Source organism: Roseovarius sp. ZX-A-9, assembly GCF_028369135.1.
Taxonomy (GTDB): Bacteria; Pseudomonadota; Alphaproteobacteria; order Rhodobacterales; family Rhodobacteraceae; genus Roseovarius.
In genome coordinates this window covers 58282-76930 of sequence record NZ_JAPWHW010000001.1, presented here as the reverse complement: position 1 = coordinate 76930, position 18649 = coordinate 58282, and the positions used below count along the sequence as shown (strand labels likewise).

At 64.6% G+C, this 18649-nt stretch carries 15 protein-coding genes; 12 read left to right on the top strand and 3 right to left on the bottom strand.

The genetic code is table 11. The features are described from left to right. Window positions 1–72: 72 nt before the first annotated feature. Window positions 73–1755, top strand: a complete 1683-nt coding sequence (locus tag O3306_RS00370; RefSeq protein WP_272001768.1) for an amidohydrolase — start codon at window positions 73–75, stop codon at window positions 1753–1755. Beyond that, window positions 1755–2684, top strand: coding sequence for a CobW family GTP-binding protein (locus tag O3306_RS00365; protein ID WP_272001765.1), 930 nt, complete (start codon window positions 1755–1757; stop codon window positions 2682–2684). Before O3306_RS00370 ends, O3306_RS00365 begins: the two co-directional genes overlap by 1 nt. Window positions 2685–2934: 250 nt before the next feature. Here the strand turns inward: O3306_RS00365 and O3306_RS00360 are convergent, their stop codons facing one another. Then, entirely contained in the window at window positions 2935–3834 is a 900-nt protein-coding gene (locus O3306_RS00360) for a LysR substrate-binding domain-containing protein (RefSeq protein WP_272001762.1), read from the bottom strand. An 87-nt stretch (window positions 3835–3921) separates the two neighbouring features. On the opposite strand from O3306_RS00360, the gene O3306_RS00355 reads away from it, so the two are divergent. Then, entirely contained in the window at window positions 3922–4626 is a 705-nt protein-coding gene (locus O3306_RS00355) for an SDR family oxidoreductase (RefSeq protein WP_272001758.1), read from the top strand. Window positions 4627–4733: 107 nt separating this feature from the next. On the opposite strand, the gene O3306_RS00350 is transcribed toward O3306_RS00355, so the two are convergent. Then, window positions 4734–5324, bottom strand: a complete 591-nt coding sequence (locus O3306_RS00350) for a DUF1285 domain-containing protein (RefSeq protein ID WP_272001755.1) — start codon at window positions 5322–5324, stop codon at window positions 4734–4736. A gap of 70 nt (window positions 5325–5394) precedes the next feature. Between O3306_RS00350 and O3306_RS00345 the strand changes: the two genes are divergently transcribed. Genes O3306_RS00345 through O3306_RS00330 form a run of 4 tightly spaced genes read left to right on the top strand, consistent with a single transcriptional unit; the run spans window position 5395 to window position 12072 of the window. Then, window positions 5395–6402, top strand: coding sequence for an AAA family ATPase (locus O3306_RS00345; protein ID WP_272001752.1), 1008 nt, complete (start codon window positions 5395–5397; stop codon window positions 6400–6402). Next, window positions 6399–7286, top strand: coding sequence for a DUF58 domain-containing protein (locus tag O3306_RS00340; RefSeq protein ID WP_272001749.1), 888 nt, complete (start codon window positions 6399–6401; stop codon window positions 7284–7286). The genes O3306_RS00345 and O3306_RS00340 overlap by 4 nt, the downstream gene beginning before the upstream one ends. Beyond that, a complete protein-coding gene (locus O3306_RS00335) occupies window positions 7283–10027 on the top strand; it encodes a DUF4159 domain-containing protein (protein WP_272001747.1) in 2745 nt (914 codons plus the stop codon). The genes O3306_RS00340 and O3306_RS00335 overlap by 4 nt, the downstream gene beginning before the upstream one ends. After that, window positions 10024–12072 (top strand): hypothetical protein, encoded by a 2049-nt coding sequence (locus O3306_RS00330; protein WP_272001744.1) that lies wholly within the window; start codon window positions 10024–10026, stop codon window positions 12070–12072. Before O3306_RS00335 ends, O3306_RS00330 begins: the two co-directional genes overlap by 4 nt. Window positions 12073–12105: 33 nt before the next feature. Here O3306_RS00330 and O3306_RS00325 read toward each other — a convergent pair whose 3' ends face one another. Continuing rightward, window positions 12106–12480: a hypothetical protein gene (locus tag O3306_RS00325; protein ID WP_272001741.1), complete on the bottom strand. Its 375-nt coding sequence runs from the start codon at window positions 12478–12480 to the stop codon at window positions 12106–12108. Between the two features lie 311 nt (window positions 12481–12791). On the opposite strand from O3306_RS00325, the gene O3306_RS00320 reads away from it, so the two are divergent. From O3306_RS00320 to O3306_RS00300, 5 genes are all read left to right on the top strand, one after another. Next, on the top strand, window positions 12792–14231 hold the full coding sequence (locus O3306_RS00320) for an FAD-linked oxidase C-terminal domain-containing protein (RefSeq protein WP_272001738.1): 1440 nt from the start codon (window positions 12792–12794) through the stop codon (window positions 14229–14231). A 76-nt stretch (window positions 14232–14307) separates the two neighbouring features. Further along, the gene (gene glcE, locus O3306_RS00315; RefSeq protein ID WP_272002799.1) at window positions 14308–15438 is read left to right on the top strand and encodes a glycolate oxidase subunit GlcE; all 1131 of its coding nucleotides are present in this window, start codon (window positions 14308–14310) and stop codon (window positions 15436–15438) included. 24 nt (window positions 15439–15462) lie between these two features. Further along, entirely contained in the window at window positions 15463–16863 is a 1401-nt protein-coding gene (gene glcF, locus O3306_RS00310; RefSeq protein WP_272001736.1) for a glycolate oxidase subunit GlcF, read from the top strand. Between the two features lie 81 nt (window positions 16864–16944). Then, window positions 16945–17751 carry a trypsin-like serine peptidase gene (locus tag O3306_RS00305; RefSeq protein WP_272001734.1) on the top strand — a complete coding sequence of 269 codons (807 nt, stop codon included), beginning with the start codon at window positions 16945–16947 and terminating at the stop codon, window positions 17749–17751. Further along, window positions 17748–18545, top strand: a complete 798-nt coding sequence (locus tag O3306_RS00300) for a trypsin-like serine peptidase (RefSeq protein WP_272001731.1) — start codon at window positions 17748–17750, stop codon at window positions 18543–18545. Before O3306_RS00305 ends, O3306_RS00300 begins: the two co-directional genes overlap by 4 nt. Window positions 18546–18649: the final 104 nt, after the last annotated feature.

The window sequence follows — 18649 nt, the reverse complement described above, 5'->3', positions numbered from 1 at the left end:
CGCAAAATGGTAGAAAACTTAGGAATTCGATCAACAAATTCGCCCGAAGGACTGCCCGCCGCCGATTTGGTTTTGCGCAACGGTCGTATCTACACAGTTGATTTCGACACGCCGTGGGCGGAGGCGGTTGCGATAAAGAACGGTAAATTCATCGCCGTCGGCAGCAATGCCGAAATCGAAAAGCTGACTGCGGATTACACGCATGTGCATGATCTGAATGGTGCGTTTGCCATGCCGGGTTTGCACGATATGCATACCCACCCAGACTTGGCGCTCGGGCCGAAATACTCGGAGTATCTGGACGTTGGCATTGACACGCCAACTCCTGACGAAGTCCGCGAGGCAATCTTGGCCTATGCCAGCGCGAATCCCGGCGATGATTGGATTTTTGGTAAACATTTCGTTCACTTCGCCTTCCGCAAGGCCGGGCTGGAACCGGGGCGTGACTGGCTGGACAGCTTTATTCCTGACCGGCCCGTGGCCATCATGGACCGGATGTGGGGCAGCTGCATGGCAAACTCCAAGGCGCTGGAGTTGGCGGGGGTCTCGACCGATTCGATCGACCCCAACAATGGCTATATCGTCCGCGATCCCCTGTCGGGCAAGCCGAATGGCATTCTGGTCGATGGCGCCTATGCCCTGATCATGGCAGCCATGCCCCCGCCGCCGCTGAAGGCGCTAACGCGCGCCTATCGCGAGGGTGCACGCTTTCAGTCCAGTCGCGGGGTCGTGGCGACCAAATATGTCCATGTCTGCGAACAGCGGCTCGAAGCGCTGCGGACGATTGACCGTTCCGGCGACCTGCCGCTTCGGGTCGAGGCCGCAATCAGCTGGCAAGACGACATTTTCCCCGTCAAACGCCGCTGGGAGCTGCTGGCTGGCGAACGGCATTTCTATCGTTCACGCCGCCTGAACGCGAATGCAGTCAAGTTCCACTTTGACGGCACCGCTGAACCGCGCACCTCTTACCTGATTTCGCCGTGGCCAAACGAGGCGACCTGGCAGGGCAGCCTGAACATGACTCCCGAACATATCTATGACATGGTCGCGGAAATGGATCGCAAACGCATCCGCGTGATTGCCCATTGTACCGGAGATGGGGCGTCCGACATTTTCCTGGATGCCGTGGCCGAATGTCGTCGCCGCAATGGCCACGGTGGGATGCGTCACCAATGCGCGCATTCCACGCTGCTGGACGAGGCCAATCTGAAACGCTTTGCCGAGCTTGATGTGATTGCAGAGTTTTCACCCGTCGGTTGGTTCCCGTCGGAATTCACCCTTGGTGCGCGCTCATCCTTTGGTGAACGACTGCAAGAGGCGTACAACGTTCGCGGTGTTCTGGACGAAGGCGGTGTCGCGGTCATGGGGACCGATTGGCCGGTCAGCAGCATTGATCCCTGGTTCGGCTTCGAGGCGTTGACCACCCGCGAAAACCCGCGCGGTGAAATGGAAGGCAAATTGGGCAAGCCAGTCACCCCCGAAGAGGCCATCCGTATGGTCACCATCAATGGCGCCTATGCGATGGGTTGCGAGGATACTACCGGCTCGATCAGCGTCGGCAAGTCCGCCGATATTATTGTGCTGGATCGTAACCTTCTTGAGATCGACCCCAAGGGGAACTGGCACAAGAGCAAGGTAAACCTGACCGTAATGGATGGTGAGGTGATGCATGATCCGCTGGGCTGGTTGAATGGTACGCCTTTTGAAACACGGTTCCAGGAGGCGGCGCCAGATTTCACGCCGGTGGAAATCTGATGGATCAGCGCTGCCCTGTCACCATCATCGCGGGCTTTCTCGGGGCAGGTAAGACCACGCTGATCAATCGACTTCTTGAAGCCGATCACGGATTGAATATCACCGTTCTCGTCAATGACTTCGGCGCGATCAACATCGACGCCGAACTGATCCTGCGGCGCGAACGTGAAGTGATGGAGCTGTCAAATGGCTGTGTCTGTTGTTCAATCCAGGGCGATCTGGTGGCGCAGCTTCAGGCCATGTTCAAATCCGACAATCCGCCCGAATACCTGCTGATCGAGGGCAGCGGGATTTCGCAGCCCGGTCGTATAGCATCGGTTTTCGGGTATCCTCAGCTGCGCAATTATGCCCGTCTGGACGCGGTTGTGACGCTGCTGGATGCCGCGAATGTGGCTTATGCATCTGCCGACGTCAAAAGGCTCATGCAAGCCCAGATAGAGGCCGCTGACATCGTGGTTTTGACCAAACCAGATCTGGTCGACCAAACCGATCTGGACCAGTTGCGTCAGGATTGGCTGTTCCCGAACCTGCCTGCCTATCATGCGATCATGGGCGATATTCCGGCCGAATTTCTTTTGGATACCGGCAGACACAACCCGGATGCGGCCACCAGCCTGACGGGGCAATCCTACGCCGGATTTCACACCGACAGCTGGCAATCCGCGACGCTGATCAGCCACTCGGCCTTTCGTGCCGCATTCGAGGCGTTCCCGCTGAGCGTCTACCGTGCCAAAGGCGTGCTCTATTGCTCGGAATTTCCCGAACAGAAGATCATTTTCCAAAAGGTCGGCTCGCGGATGGAATTCCAAAAGGGTCCGATCTGGGACGGCAAGCCCGAATCCAGACTGGTGACCATCAGCACGGAGGCTGATGCGGCAAAAGATGTGCTTGCTTCATTGACGAACGAACACGCTGAAACCACCGCCTGACCTCACGCCTGTTGCTCTGTGCGATAGGCTCACCGAGTCGGTCTTCCCTGAAGAGGATACCAAGGCCGCCTTGCGATCGCCCGGGCGGTTGGGGGCGACCCCTCTTTGTTTGCAGGCAGGCCACTGCCGGGCAGCGGATGCGCGTCCTCACGAGTGCCCAACCGCCAGATCGCCGGAATCCATATCCGTATTTCCCCCATGATCCGCTCCTGAGTGTTGGATACATCCAGAGCGCTTTTGTTTGGGGGCGTCACGCCTGATCTCGCTCTGCGCAAAGCCAGTTCCAGACGGCCTGAACCGGGCCGCTTGCGGTTTTTGACCGGGGCGCCAACAGGTAAAAATCGCGTTCGGCCCGCAGGCAATGGTGCACCGGTTGCACCAGACGCCCAGCGGCCAGATCGCGCGCCACCAGAAACCGGCTGGCCAGAGCCACACCCTGCCCGGACAATGCCGCCTCGATGCCCAGCGATGTCTGGTTGAACCGCAGCCCGGTCTTGCCTGGACCGCCCGGGCTGGGATGGCCCGCGTCGCGCAGGAATTCCGGCCACAGATTGTGGGCGTCGTGCAAGAGCATCAGTTGCCCCAATGCCGCCCATCCCGCATCTGCCGCGCATAGCTGCGGCGCGCAGACCGCGATGACGTCGTGGGCAAAGAGCCGTTCGGCACGCAGGCTCGCCCCAAAGGGGGGCTGTCCCTGCCGCACGGCGATATCAATGCCGTCCGAATGAAAGCTTGAGACCCGCTCGGTCGCCAGAATGCGCAGGTCGATCCCGGCCTCGGTTTCGGTGAACCGCGACAGGCGCGGGATCAGCCAGCGTGATGCAAATGTCGGTGTAACGCTGATCGTGACCCGTGCGGGTTGCGGGGCGATCTGCGCCGACGCTTCGCGAAGCAGGCGGAAAGCGCGGGCAACCTGCCCGTGATAGGCGCGCCCCGTTTCGGTAAAGACCAGACCGCGCGGTTGGCGTTCAAAGAGCGTTGTCCCGAAACGCGCTTCGAGCGCGCGCACGTGTTGGGCCACGGCACCCTGCGTCACGCCCAGCTCTTCGGCGGCGCGGCTGAAGCTCAGGTGTCGGCCTGCCGCATCGAAGGCGCGCAGCGCGTTGAGCGGGGGGAGTTCACCCTCTTGCAGTAGATTTTCTACAGTCATGGCACAGAGGATATAGCGCGCAATTCCTGCGGTCGATCTGTAAAACAAGCTGGACAGCAATTGGGAAACCGTAAAAGGGGAACGATCATGGCAGCAGGAAAAGTAGCGCTCATCACCGCAGGTGGCAGCGGCATGGGAGCGGACGCGGCACGGCAACTGGCGCAGGACGGGTTTCACGTCGGCATCCTGTCGTCGTCGGGCAAGGGCGAGGCGCTGGCAAACGAACTGGGCGGGCTGGGCGTGACCGGCTCGAACCAGAACCCGGATGATCTGGAACGTCTGGTCAAGGGTGCGCAGGATCGCTGGGGCCGGATCGATGTTCTGGTCAATTCCGCCGGGCACGGGCCCAAGGGGCCGATCCTGGAGATCAGCGATGAGGACTGGCACACCGGCATGGATGTCTACCTGATGAACGTGATCCGTCCGACGCGGATGGTCACGCCGATCATGCAGGCGAACGGTGGCGGCGCGATCATCAACATCTCGACCTTCGCCGCGTTCGAGCCTGACCCGCTGTTTCCCACATCGGGCGTCTTTCGCGCGGGCCTAGCGGCGTTTACCAAGCTTTATGCTGACAAATACGCCGCCGACAATATCCGGATGAACAACGTGTTGCCCGGCTTTATCGACAGCCTGCCCGAGGCAGAAGACCGCCGGGCGCGCATCCCGATGGGCCGCTACGGCCGCGCAGGAGAGGTGTCTTCGCTGATTTCCTACTTGGCATCCGAAGGCGGCGGTTACGTCACGGGCCAGAACTGGCGCGTCGATGGTGGACTGACCGCGTCGGTCTGACGCTCAGAACGATTCGACCCAAGGCCGCAGCGTCAATTCGTCGAACCATGCGCTGCGGCCCTGCCGGATCAGGTCCGGATAGGCACGCCGGCGTCCGGCTCGTCGCGCTATCCTGTCATCTCGTCCGAGGGGATCAGCGGAAAGAAGGTGCCGCCCGACCACAGGCCGAACCAGCCCTCGTGATGCGCCCCGATGTCCACGAGGCGGTAAAAACTCTTGCGGTCGATCAGCGCCTCCAGCCCCGCGCGGACCATGACGTAGGGCGAAGGCTCGCCCGTCTCGGCGTCGCGTTCGACCCGGATTGGGGCGTCGGGCCCGGCGGCAACGCTGTCGCCGACATTCGTCACGAAGGTCAGGATCTGGTCCGGGCCGCTGCCTGCCACATCGAAATCCACTGCGACAAAGGGCGCGTCATCGACGGTGATGCCGACCTTCTCTACCGGCGTGACGAGGAAATAATCATCCCCATCTTTGCGCAGGATGGTCGAGAACAACCGGACCAGTTCGGCCCGGTTGATCGGCGTGCCTTCGTGAAACCATGTGCCATCGCGGGCGATGCGCATATCCATGTCGCCGCTGAAGGGTGGATTCCACAAATGCACCGGCGGCAGGCCGCGCGTCTTGGCGGCCTTGCCGGCGGCGCGGGCTGCTGCCTCTATCCCTGTCGCTGACGGCGACGTGATCTTTTCTCCGCTCATTGCTTTTGCCATTTCCGTTCTGCGCGATACACTCTTAGACAGACATATAGAATGAGCAGGGAGCATTGCCATGACTGATCCGACCGATCTGGTGGCCGAGATCGAGGCGCTTGAGGGCAAGCTGGCAGCGGCGCGCGCGTCGATTACTCGCCGTTTCATTGGTCAGGACCGGGTTGTGGACCTCGCTTTGTCTGCATTGCTGTGCGGCGGGCACGGCCTGTTGGTGGGTCTGCCCGGACTGGGCAAGACGCGGCTGGTCGAAACGCTGGGCGTCGTTATGGGGCTTGCGGCGAATCGCATTCAGTTCACACCGGACCTGATGCCGGCCGATATTCTGGGCAGCGAAGTTCTGGAAACCGGCAAGGATGGCAGCCGCGCGTTCAAGTTTATTCCCGGTCCGGTGTTCTGTCAGTTGCTGATGGCTGACGAGATCAACCGCGCCAGCCCGCGCACCCAGTCGGCGCTGTTGCAGGCGATGCAGGAACGTCAGGTGACGGTGGCAGGCGAAGACCGCGTGCTGGAAGCGCCGTTTCACGTGCTGGCTACCCAGAACCCGATCGAGCAGGAGGGCACATATCCGCTGCCCGAGGCGCAACTGGACCGGTTCCTCGTGCAGATCGACGTGCCCTATCCCGACCGCGACACCGAGCGCGACATCCTGCTGGCCACGACCGGGGCCACCGAGGAGGAGGCGCATGGCGTCTTCACGGCTGCCGATCTGCTGGCAGCGCAACAGCTCTTGCGCCGGATGCCGGTGGGGGAAGGGGTGCTGGAGCTGATCCTCGATCTGGTGCGCGCCTTCCGGCCCGAGGATGCCAATGCATCCGACCGGGTGCGCGATACCGTGGCGTGGGGGCCGGGCCCTCGCGCGGCGCAGGCGCTGATGCTGACGGTTCGCGCGCGCGCGCTGTTGCAGGGCCGGCTGGCCCCGAATGTCGAGGACGTGACCGCGATGGCCGAACCGGTGCTGATTCACCGCATGGCGCTGAACTTCTCGGCGCGGGCGCGCGGCGACAGCCTGAGCCAGCTGATTGAAGAGACGACCGCAGGTCTGAGCCGGACCAAGGCGGCAGCGTGACAGCCACACCCGCCTCTCTTCGTGGCCGGGCCGAGGCCGAGGCGGCGCGCTTTCCGCCGCTGCTGGCGCGGGCCGAACGGTTGGCGGGGTCCGTCCTTCTGGGCGAACATGGCCGCCGACGGGCGGGGATGGGCGATGATTTCTGGCAATACCGCCCCTTGCAGCAAGGCGACCCGCGGCGGCTGATTGATTGGCGGCGTTCGGCCCGCAGTGACGTGCAGTTCGTGCGCGAGCGCGAATGGCAGATCGCGCAGAGCGTGATGCTCTGGGTCGACAGTGCCGCCTCGATGCGGTTTTCATCTGACCCCGACCTGCCGGAAAAGGCGGATCGTGCGCGGCTGATCGGGCTTGCCGCCGCAGTGCTTTTGTTGCGCAGCGGCGAACGCGTGGGCCTGACCGGAAGCGCACTGCCTCCGCGCCGGGGTGAAGCGCAGATCGCGCGGCTGGCGGTGATCCTGTCTGAGGACGCGGCGGCAGAGGATTACGGCACGCCCGAGGCGCGGGGCATGCTGCCGCATTCGCGCGCGCTGTTTATTTCGGACTTCATGGGCGATGTGGAACCGGTGCGCGCGGCCCTGACCAAGGCGGCGGATCGCGGTGTTCGCGGGGTGCTGTTGCAGGTGCTCGACCCGGTGGAAGAGGCATTTCCCTACCGGGGGCGCGCCATTTTTGAATCCGTGGGCGGCACGCTGGCGCATGAAACGCTGAAGGCGAACGACCTGCGCGACCGCTATCTGGAGCGTCTGGCAACGCGCAAGGCAGAGCTGGAACATCTCTGCGCCGCAACGGGCTGGCGCTATGGCTGCCACCACACGTCCGAAAGCGCGCAATCGGCGCTGCTCTGGCTGTATCGGGCAATCGAGGACGGAGGGCGGGCGCGATGATGATCGGCCCCATCGGGTTTGCCGCGCCTTGGTTGCTGGTCGCGCTCGCCTTGCTGCCGGTGCTGTGGCTGTTGCTGCGCGCCGTGCCGCCGGCCCCCGTTCGCCGCCGGTTTCCCGGTGTTGCGCTGCTTCTGGGGCTGAAGGACGACGACAGCGTGACCGACCGCACGCCGTGGTGGTTGTTGCTGTTGCGGATGCTGGCGGTCGCGGCGGTGATCATTGGCCTTGCCGGGCCGGTTCTGAATCCGAATAACGATGTGGCCGAGCGCGAGACCGGGCCGCTGCTGATCGTGATGGACGCCAGTTGGGCTAGCGCCCGAGACTGGCCCGCGCAGCAAGAGTTTCTGGCCGCGATGCTGGCGGAGGCCGGGCGCGAGGCGCGGCCCGTTGCGCTGTTGCGTCTGACAGAGCCTGCAGCGCCGGTGTTCCAGTCTGCCGAAAGCTGGCGCAGCCGCCTGCCGGGCCTCGCGCCCGCCGCGTGGCAACCAAGTGCCGAGGACATGGCGCAGGCCGCGACGATGCTGGGCGATGCCGCGTTCGAGACGCGCTGGCTGTCGGACGGGCTGGCGCGCGAGGGGCGCGGCGTGTTGTTGGAGGCGCTGGAGGATCGCGGCTCGGTCACGGTGTACCAGAGCGCGCGGCCGACGCTGGCGCTTGGCCCGGCGCGGATCGAAGATGGTGCATTGATGCTGACGGCGCAGCGGGCGCAGACCGAGCTGGCGCGCGACATCACCGTACTGGCACATGGCCGCGACCCGTCGGGCACGCCGCGCGTTCTGGCGGAACTGCCGCTGCGATTCGAGCCGGGCGAAAGCACTGCCACGGGCACGCTGGCGATGCCTGCCGAACTGCGCGCCCGCCTGACCCGGTTCGAGATCGCCGGGCAGAACCATGCAGGCGCGGTCAGCCTGACCGATGACGGGTTGAAGCGTCGCGAAGTTGCCCTCATCGCGGGTCGCGAGGATCGCGAGGGGCTGGAGCTTCTATCACCGCTGCACTATCTCGAACGTGCGCTGCAACCGTCAGCCGATCTGATGGGCGGCGCCTTGATGGATGTGCTGCCGGCCAGCCCCAATGTCATAGTTCTGGCCGATGTGGCGACGCTTTCGGGGGCCGAAGAGGCGGCGTTGCTGGAATGGGTCGAAGCGGGCGGAATGCTGCTGCGTTTTGCCGGGCCGCGCCTTGCGGGCAGCGACGTGTCGCGCAGCGAAGAAGCGCCGCTGATGCCGGTGCGTCTGCGCGCAGGTGGGCGCACGGTAGGCGGCGCGATGAGCTGGGGATCGCCCAAATCGCTGGCGCCATTCCCCGAGGCAAGCCCGTTCTATGGCTTGGATATCCCGGCGGACGTGACGGTCAGCTCGCAGGTGATGGCGCAGCCCGACCCGACACTTGCCGAGCGCGTCATCGCGCAGTTGAGCGACGGCACGCCGCTGGTCACGCGCAAACCCGTCGGCGCGGGGCAGGTTGTGCTGTTTCACGTCACGGCCAACGCCGAATGGTCCACCTTGCCGCTGTCGGGCCTTTTCGTGCGGATGCTGGAACGGTTGGCGATTTCCGCTGCAGCCGAGATGCCCGCCGCCGCAGAGTTGACGGGCACCACATGGAAACCGGTGCAGGTTCTGGACGGTTTCGGCGTGCTGGGGGATGCAGGCAACCTGCCCGGCATCGCGGGCGAGGCGCTGGTCGAGGCGCCGCTTGGCCGGACTATGCAGCCCGGACTTTATGACAGCGCCGACCGCCGCCTTGCCCGCAACGTGATCGGCGCGGATGACACGCTTGCGCCAGCCGTCTGGCCCGCGCGTGTCACCGTCGCCGGTTTTGACCGTGCCGCCGAGGCGCCGCTGGGGGGCTGGCTGCTGGCTCTGGCGCTGGTCCTGCTGAGCGCCGATATCCTGGCTGCGCTGGCCCTGTCGGGGCGCCTGTTGCCCGCGCGCGCCGCGCTGATCCTGGTCGCGGCGCTGATGCTGCCCGATCCCGGCGCGGCACAGCAGACGCCAGAGGTGCTGGCGTCGGAACTGGCGCTGGCGCATGTCATCACCGGCGACAGAAAGCTGGACGAGATGGCGCAGGCGGGGCTGCGCGGCCTCAGCGAAACGCTGTTCTTTCGCACGTCGGTCGAACCTGTGGAGCCGGTCGGCGTCGATCTTGAGACGGATGAACTGGCGTTCTTTCCGTTGCTCTACTGGCCGATCACCCCCGATCAGCCGCAGCCCTCGGAAGCGGCCTATGTGAAGCTGAACCATTATCTGCGCACCGGCGGCATGATCGTGTTTGACACGCGTGATGCCGATATCGCCAGTTTCGGTGCCGCCTCTCCCAACGGGGCCAAGCTGCAACGGCTTGCGGCACCGCTGGATATCCCACCGCTGGAGCAGGTGCCCAAGGATCACGTGCTGACGCGCACATTCTATCTGCTTCAGGATTTTCCGGGCCGTCATGCAGGGCGTCCCGTCTGGGTCGAGGCTTCGCCGCCGGATGCCGAACAAATCGAGGGCATGCCGTTCCGCAACCTCAACGACGGGGTGACGCCGGTGGTGATCGGCGGCAATGACTGGGCTGCGGCTTGGGCCGTGGACCGGCGTGGCAACGCGATGTTCCCCGTGGGGCGCGGCTATGCCGGCGAACGGCAGCGCGAACTGGCCTACCGCTTTGGCGTCAATCTTGTGATGCATGTGCTGACCGGCAACTACAAATCCGACCAGGTGCATGTGCCCGCTTTGCTTGACAGGTTGGGCCAATGACCGGGGCGCTGGTATTTGATCCGCTGCTGCCGGTTTGGCTGATCGCGGTGCTGGCGGGCATGGTGATCTGCGCCACGGCGCTGGCTCTGTGGCGCGGCCTGTCGGGCTGGGCGTTGCGGGCACTGGGGGCTTTGGTCGTGCTGGCGGCGTTGGCCGGGCCAGTTTACCAGCAAGAGGATCGCGCGCCGCTTAGCGATATCGTCATGATCGTTGAGGATGCCAGCGCCAGCCAGCGCCTCGGCACGCGCGCCGAGATGACGAAAGAGGCGGCAGATACGCTGGCCGCCCGGCTGGAGGCGCGCGAGAATACCGAGGTGCGCCGCGTCACCGTCCCCGACGGGGCCGACAACAGCGGAACGCAACTGATGAGCGCGCTGGCCGGGGCAATCGCCGAAGAGCCGCAAGGACGCATCGCGGGCGTTTTCCTGCTCAGCGACGGACGGTTGCACGATCTGGACCGTGCGCCGAACCTGCCCGCGCCGATGCACCTGCTGCATACCGGGCGCAGCGGCGATTGGGACCGGCGGCTGATCATCGCGGGCGCCCCCGCCTTTGCCATTCTGGACGAAGAGATCACCCTGACCATCCGTATCGAGGACAGCGGTGACGTGCCCGCCGATGTCGGCAACGCGCAGCTTGATATCTCGGTTGATGGCGAAACGCCGCAACGCTTCGAAGTGCCCATCGGGCGCGATATCGACTTGCCTCTGGTGTTGCCGCATGGCGGCCGCAACGTGCTGCAATTCACCGTCCCCGAGGCACCGGGCGAGCTGACAGACCGGAACAATTCCGCGCTGGTGCAGATCAACGGCGTGCGTGACCGGCTCAGCGTGCTGCTGGTCTCTGGCGAGCCGCATCCGGGCGGGCGCACGTGGCGCAACCTGCTGAAATCCGACAGTTCGGTGGACCTGGTGCATTTCACTATCCTGCGCCCACCCGAAAAACAGGACGGCGTGCCAGTGCGCGAATTGAGCCTGATCGCCTTTCCCACGCGGGAGCTTTTTCTGGAGAAGATCAATGATTTCGATCTGATCATCTTTGACCGCTACAAGCGGCGCGGCATTCTGCCGTCGCTCTATCTCGACAATGTGCGCAACTACGTTGAGGGCGGTGGTGCGGTGCTGATCGCGGCGGGGCCGGATTTTGCCAGCGCCGACAGCCTCTACCGCTCGCCGCTGGAAGCGATCGTGCCCGCCCGCCCCACGGCGCGGGTGATCGACCAGGGGTATCGCCCGACCGTGACCGATCTGGGGCAGCGTCATCCGGTGACGGCGGGCCTGACAGAGCTGCATGCGGGCGAATGGGGCCGGTGGCTGCGCCAGATCGAAGTGACCGAAGAAACCGGAGACGTGGTGATGACGGGGGCCGAAGAGGCGCCGCTGCTGATCTTGAACCGGGTGGGCGAGGGGCGCGTGGCGCTGCTGGCATCGGATCACGCATGGCTGTGGAATCGCGGCTACGAGGGCGGCGGCCCGCAGCTGGAGTTGCTGCGCCGTCTCGCCCATTGGATGATGAAAGAGCCGGAACTGGAGGAAGAGGCGCTGTGGGCCGAGGCAACCGGCCAGCAGATGCGCATCATCCGCCGCAGCCTGGCGCCATCGGTCGGGCCGGTCACGATCACGACGCCGCTGGGTGACACGCTTGATCTGCCGCTGGTCGAGACGTCTCCGGGCCGGTTCGAGGCGCTTTATGACGGGCCGGTGATCGGCCTTTATCGGCTGGAGAACGACGATCAGACGGCGGTGATCGGCCTTGGGCCTGCCGCGCCGGTGGAATTCGAGCAGACCATTGCCAGCGGCGCACCCCTTGCGGATGTGATCGCCGCGACGAATGGCGGTGTGCGCGCGCTGGAGGATGGCGTGCCGGGCATCCGCGCGGTGCGCAGTGGCCGCCCGGCTGCTGGGCGTGGCTGGCTGGGGATCACGCCGCGCGGTGCCTACCGGACGCAGAGCGTGACACAATCGGCGCTCTTGCCCGCGTGGCTGGTGCTGTTGCTGGTGTCGACGCTGGTGATCGGTGGCTGGCTGCGCGAAGGGCGGCGGTAAGCGGCACGCGGTTGCCGGGGCCGACTGTCGCGGTCAGTAGGGCACGGTGACGGGTTCAGGCTCTCCGCTCCAGTCCTCGACCGAGCAATGCGCGCGCACATAGACCTCGCGCGTGCCATCGGGCAACATCACGTTGCTCATGCTGCGGGTAAAGGGCTGTTCGCGCACATGCGGGTGATGCAACTTGCGATAGGCCAGGACATTGCCGTCCGCGTCCAGCACTTCCCAGCCGTCGGCATAGTGGTCCCATCCGGTGTCGGGATGCAGGATCGTGACATGGAAGCGCCACGCCATTCCGTCCTTTTCCACGCGCACGTCGGTGATGTTCGGGGCATCCGCCAGAGCAGGATCCGTCAGAAGGGGGGCAGCCAGAAGCGCTGCGCAGAGGGTCAGGGTAAAACGAGTCATGATCCCAGATATAGGCGATGTCGGTCTGACATGCTTTCACGTCTGTGTGTGCATGGTGTCAAGGGCTTCACCCGTTTCCGGCGACACCGGGATGCGCGGGGTTTGTGCGATGGCGCGCCGGAAGGGGATCGGGCAGGGTGACAGCGCCGCCGCGATCTGCAGCCGGGGCTTGTCTCAGGGCGAGAATTGGTTATATTTTATTACCAAACCAGCATTATGCGTTGCCAGCCCCCGGGGAAGCCGCGCAGACTGAGGCCTGACCGGTCGCTGCCCTGTCCGGGTGCATGTCAGGCAAACAGGAGGCGCACAGGATGGAAATGCCGGAGCCCGACCCGAGGATCCTGGCCCGAAAGCCGGAGATCGTCAGCAGACTGGCCGCGGTTTTGCCCGCAGGCGCGGTGCTCTCGGACGAAGCGGAAACCCGTGCCTATGAATGTGACGCGCTGACCGCCTACAAATGCCCGCCGCTTGCCGTCGTGTTGCCCGAAAGCACGCGCGAAGTGTCCGATGTGCTGCGGGTCTGCCACGAAATGGGCGTGCCGGTGGTGCCGCGCGGGTCGGGCACGTCGCTGGCGGGCGGGGCGTTGCCCACGGGCGATTGCGTGATCCTCGGCGTGGCGCGGATGAATGCCGTGCTGGAGACCGATTACGAGAACCGTTTTATCCGGGTGCAGACCGGGCGCACGAATCTCAGCGTGACGGGCGCGGTGGAAGAGCAGGGGTTCTTCTATGCGCCGGACCCGTCCAGCCAGTTGGCCTGCGCTATCGCTGGCAACATTGCGATGAATTCGGGTGGGGCGCATTGCCTGAAATACGGCGTGACCACCAACAACCTGATGGGCGTGACCATGGTGCTGATGGATGGCACCGTGATCGAGATCGGCGGCGCCTATCTGGATGCGGCGGGCTATGACCTGCTGGGTCTTATCTGCGGCTCTGAAGGGCAGTTGGGCGTCGTGACCGAAGCAACCTTGCGTATTCTGCACAAGCCCGAGGGGGCGCGCCCCGTGCTGATCGGGTTTGACAGCAACGAGGTGGCGGGTGCCTGCGTGTCGGACATCATCAAGGCGGGCGTTTTGCCGGTGGCAATCGAATTCATGGACCGTCCCTGCATCCGCGCCACCGAAGCCTTCGCCGGGGCGGGCTATCCCGACTGCGAGGCGTTGCTGATTGTCGAGGTCGAAGGCAGCCCGGCCGAAATTGACGAGCAGTTGGAAACCATCACCCGCATTGCCCGCAGTCACGATCCGGTCGAACTGCGCGAGAGCAAATCCGCCGAGGAGAGCGCTAAAATCTGGTTGGGGCGCAAATCCGCCTTTGGCGCGATGGGCCAGATCAATGATTACATGTGCCTTGATGGCACGATCCCGGTCAGCCAGTTGCCCTTTGTGCTGCGCCGCATCGGCGAGATGAGCCGCGAATACGGGTTGGACGTGGGCAATGTGTTTCATGCGGGCGACGGCAACATGCACCCGCTGATCCTCTATGATGCCAACAAGCCCGGCGATCTGGAGCTTTGCGAGGCGTTCGGGGCCGATATCCTGAAGCTCTGCGTCCAAGTGGGCGGTTGCCTGACAGGCGAACATGGCGTCGGCATCGAAAAACGCGATCTGATGGGGCATCAATATGCGCCTGTTGATCTGGAAATGCAGATGGCGGTCAAGGATGTGTTCGATCCGCAATGGCTGCTGAACCCGGCCAAGGTATTTCCATTGGCCGAAAGCGCGCCGCGCCGGATCGCCGCCGAATAGCGGCCTTGCCCCTCACCTTGGAACCTGACGGTTTCAAGGCTCACCCCAGGATATGTCGAGCCAGAAGATGACAATGATGCGCCCAGAGACAGAAGCCGCACTGGCGGAGATGATCAAGGCCGCAGACGGCCCGCTGCGGATCGAGGGGGGTGGTACGCGCCCCATTGGCGGGCTGCGTGAGGGGGCCTTGCTGAGCACGCAGGCGTTGCGCGGGATCGACCTTTACGAGCCGGGCGCGCTGACGATGGTGGCCCGGGCCGGGACACCGCTCGCCGAGGTGGAGACGGCACTGGAGAAAGAGGGACAACGCCTGGCCTTTGAACCGATGGATCACCGCCCGCTGCTGGGAACCGAAGGCGAGCCGACGATCGGCGGCGTGTTCGCCGCGAATGTCTCTGGTCCGCGCCGCATTCAGGTCGGGGCCGCGCGCGACTTTCTGCTGGGGGTGCGGTTTGTCGATGGCGCGGGGCAGATCGTGTCCAACGGCGGACGGGTGATGAAGAACGTGACCGGCTATGATCTGGTCAAGCTGCTGGCGGGCAGCCGTGGCACGTTAGGTGTGATGACGGAACTGTCGTTCAAGGTGCTGCCGAAACCGGGCTTTTGCGGCGGGCTGCGCCTGCAGGGGCTGGAGGATACCCGCGCGGTTGCCGCGCTGTGCCGCGCGCTGGCATCACCTTTCGAGGTCAGCGGGGCGGCGCATCTGCAACAGGGGCCGGACGGTGCGCCGGTCACGATGATCCGGTTGGAAGGGTTCGAGAATTCGGTGCGCTACCGGGCGCAGGCGCTGCAATCGGCGCTGTCCGAATACGGTGCATTCGAGGTGGAAGCGGACCCGGCGCGCACTGCGGCCGACTGGGACAGTATCCGCAATGTCGCGCCTTTCGGGGCGCAGGATGGCGATGTCTGGCGGCTGTCGGTCAAGCCGACCGATGGCCCGGCTGTGGTGGCAAAAGTGTCGGGGGCGCAGGCGATCTATGACTGGGGCGGCGGGCTGATCTGGTTGCGGGTCGATGCGGGCAGTCAGGCGGACGTGATCCGGGCGGCGGTGGCAAGCGTCGGCGGGCACGCCACGCGTATTCGCGGCGCGGGGCCGGGCGCGTTTCAGCCCCTTCCGGCACCGGTTGCGGCGCTGGAGGCTGGCTTGCGCGCGCGGTTCGACCCGCGCGGCATTCTCAATCCGGGTTTGATGGGGGACGCGGCGTGACAAGGCTGAAAAGGGGCGATTTCGATGCGCACTGAGTTTACCGAAACGCAGTTGAAGGACCCGGCGATTCGCCGCTCGAACGAGATTCTGCGGGCCTGCGTGCATTGCGGGTTCTGCACCGCGACCTGTCCCACCTACCAGTTGCTCGGAGATGAACTGGACAGCCCGCGCGGGCGTATCTACCTGATCAAGGACATGCTGGAGAACAGCCGCATCCCCGATGCCAAGACCGTCGGGCATATCGACAAATGTCTTAGCTGTCTGGCCTGCATGACGACCTGCCCGTCGGGCGTGCATTACATGCATCTGGTGGATCACGCGCGCGAGTATATCGAGGCCAATTACAAGCGCCCGCTGACGGACCGGGCGCTGCGCTGGCTGCTGGCGCACATTCTGCCCTATCCGACGCGGTTCCGCATTGCGCTCTTGGGGGCCAGAGTCGGGCGGCCCTTTGCCCGGTTGATGCCCGATGCGCGGCTGCGCGCGATGCTGGAGATGGCCCCGAAACAGGTGCCCCCCGTCAGCCGCAACGACGATCCGCAGAGTTTTGCGCCGTCTCGGACCAACGGGCGGGTGAAAAAGCGCGTGGCGCTGATGACAGGCTGCGCGCAAAAGGCGCTGAACACGGATATCAACGATGCGACGATCCGCCTGCTGACGCGGCTGGGGTGCGAGGTGGTGGTGGCGCGCGGCGCGGGATGCTGCGGGGCGCTGACCCATCACATGGGCAAGACAGACGAGAGCCACGCCTTTGCCGCCCGGAACATTCGCGCCTGGAGCGCGGAAATGGCAGGCGGTGGTCTGGATGCGATCGTAATCAATACCTCGGGATGCGGCACGACGGTCAAGGACTATGGGCATATGTTCCGCAATGACGCGCTGGCAGAGGACGCCGTGCGAGTGGCGGGGATCGCGGTCGATGTCTCGGAATTGCTGGTTGATCTGTTGCCCGAGGGCGATCCGGCTTTTGTGCCGGCCAACGACAGGAAGGGCCTGCCCGGGGCCGATGCCGCAGCGGTACCCGGAGAGGCGCTGACGGTCGCCTATCACGCGGCCTGTTCGCTGCAGCATGGGCAGCAGATCAAGACCTACCCCAAGGATCTGCTGAAACGCGCCGGGTTCACCGTGGTGGAGCCTGCCGACAGCCACCTGTGCTGCGGCTCGGCTGGTACCTATAACCTGATGCAGCCGGAGATCTCGAAGCAGTTGAAGGCCCGCAAGGTCCGGACGCTGGAGGCGAAAGCGCCGGATGTGATCGCCGCCGGTAATATCGGTTGCATGATGCAGATTGGCGGGGCAACCCGGGTGCCGATCGTGCACACGGTGGAATTGCTGGACTGGGCCACGGGTGGCCCGATGCCGCCAGCGCTGGGCGGCGAACTGCCCGGTATCGCGGGGGTGCCGGACCTGCGCCGCGCAATCTGATCCAAATAATTGGCGTCCTTGCCAAATTATCGCCTCAAATCCTTGGTAGCGCTTCGGCGGAACTGGTTTCGGGAGTGTTTCATGCTGCGCAGCTTGCTGATGGCCTTTGTGGCCATCCTGATCACGTCTCCCGTTTCGGCACAGCAAACGGCGCTGCAAAGGCTGGATACCGGTGATGATGGCCGCGAATGGGAGGCTGTCGGGCGTCTTGATCTGGCGGGGCGGGGCTTTTGCACCGGCACGCTGATTGCGCCCGATCTGGTGCTGACGGCGGCGCATTGCCTTTATGACAAGAGCACCGGCCAGCGGATCGATCAGAACAAGATCGAGTTTCTGGCGGGCTGGCGCAATGGTCGCGCCTCTGCCTATCGCTGGATCCGGCGTGCCGTGGTGCATCCCAGCTATGTTTTCGATCAGGATGTGGCAGCAGAGCGGGTGCGCAACGATGTGGCGCTGCTGGAACTGCACCACCCGATTCGCAACGGCCGGGTTGTCCCCTTCGAGACCGACCGCCGACCGATCAAGGGCCAGCGGATCGGGGTGGTGAGCTATGCGCGAGGCCGGTCCGAGGCTCCGTCACTGCAGGAGGTCTGCGATGTGATCGCCCGCCAACATGGCGTGTTGGTGATGTCCTGCGATGTGACTTACGGCGCCTCCGGCGCGCCGATCTTCAGTTTCGAGAGTGGCAGGCCGCGCGTTGTATCGGTGGTGTCGGCCATGGCCGAGGTCGACGGGCGCAAGGTATCGCTGGGCACCCAGTTGGAAGAGCCGCTGGCCGCTCTGCGCGCGGCGCTGGATGCGGGCCAAGGAATTCAGCAGGCCGGCGCCCCGCAGATCAATACGGTGGGCGAGCGCCGCGTGACCGGCGCAAAATTTGCCAAGCCATGAGGCGGCGCGCCCTATACGCACTTACATTCGCGCTGTTGCCGCAGGTTGCTGCGGCCAGCGATCTGATCCGCCTGACGGACCGTGATGACCTGTTTGGCTGGGAGGCGGTCGGGCGTGTCGAGATCGGCAGCAAAGGCTATTGCACCGGGGCGCTGATCGCGCCCGATCTGGTGCTGACGGCAGCGCATTGCGTCTATGATGAAGATGGCGCGCCGGTGGCACCCGAGGATCTGACCTTTCGTGCCGGGCTGCGTGATGGCACATTCATCTCCCAAAGCGGTGTCACCCAGATTGCGGCGCATGCGGCTTATGCGCCCCAGCGTGGCATGCAGGCCGAGAATGTGCGCCATGATGCGGCGCTTCTGGCGCTGGAGAGTGCCATCCCCAGCGCGGTTGCCAGCCCGTTCGTTCTGGCCAAGCCGCGGCAACCGGGGCAGCGGGTGAGCGTGGTCAGCTATGGAAAGGGCCGTGACGCGGCCCTGTCATGGCAACGTGATTGCGGCGTGACGGCGGCCGGGCAGGGGCTGATGGCATTTGACTGCAACGTGACTTTTGGCTCATCCGGTGCGCCGGTATTCACTCAGGAGACGGGGCGCGCGCGCATCGTATCGCTGATCAGCGGTGGCGGGCATATGGATGGCGCGTCTGTTGCTTTCGGCATGGACCTGCCGGAGATCGTCGAGCGTCTGAAACGTGACCTGCGCGCCGCGGCGCGCCCCGAGCCTGCCCGGATCAAGCGGACCAAGGTCGGGCAAGGCGGCAGTGCCTCTGGCGCGAAATTCGCCAAGCCCTGACATCGAAATCCTGCCGCGGATGATACCGCGAGGGTCTTGAAACCGTGCCGCCGCTGCCCACATATGAGATGTTCGTCGCCGTATCCCGGGGCGGACAGAACCCG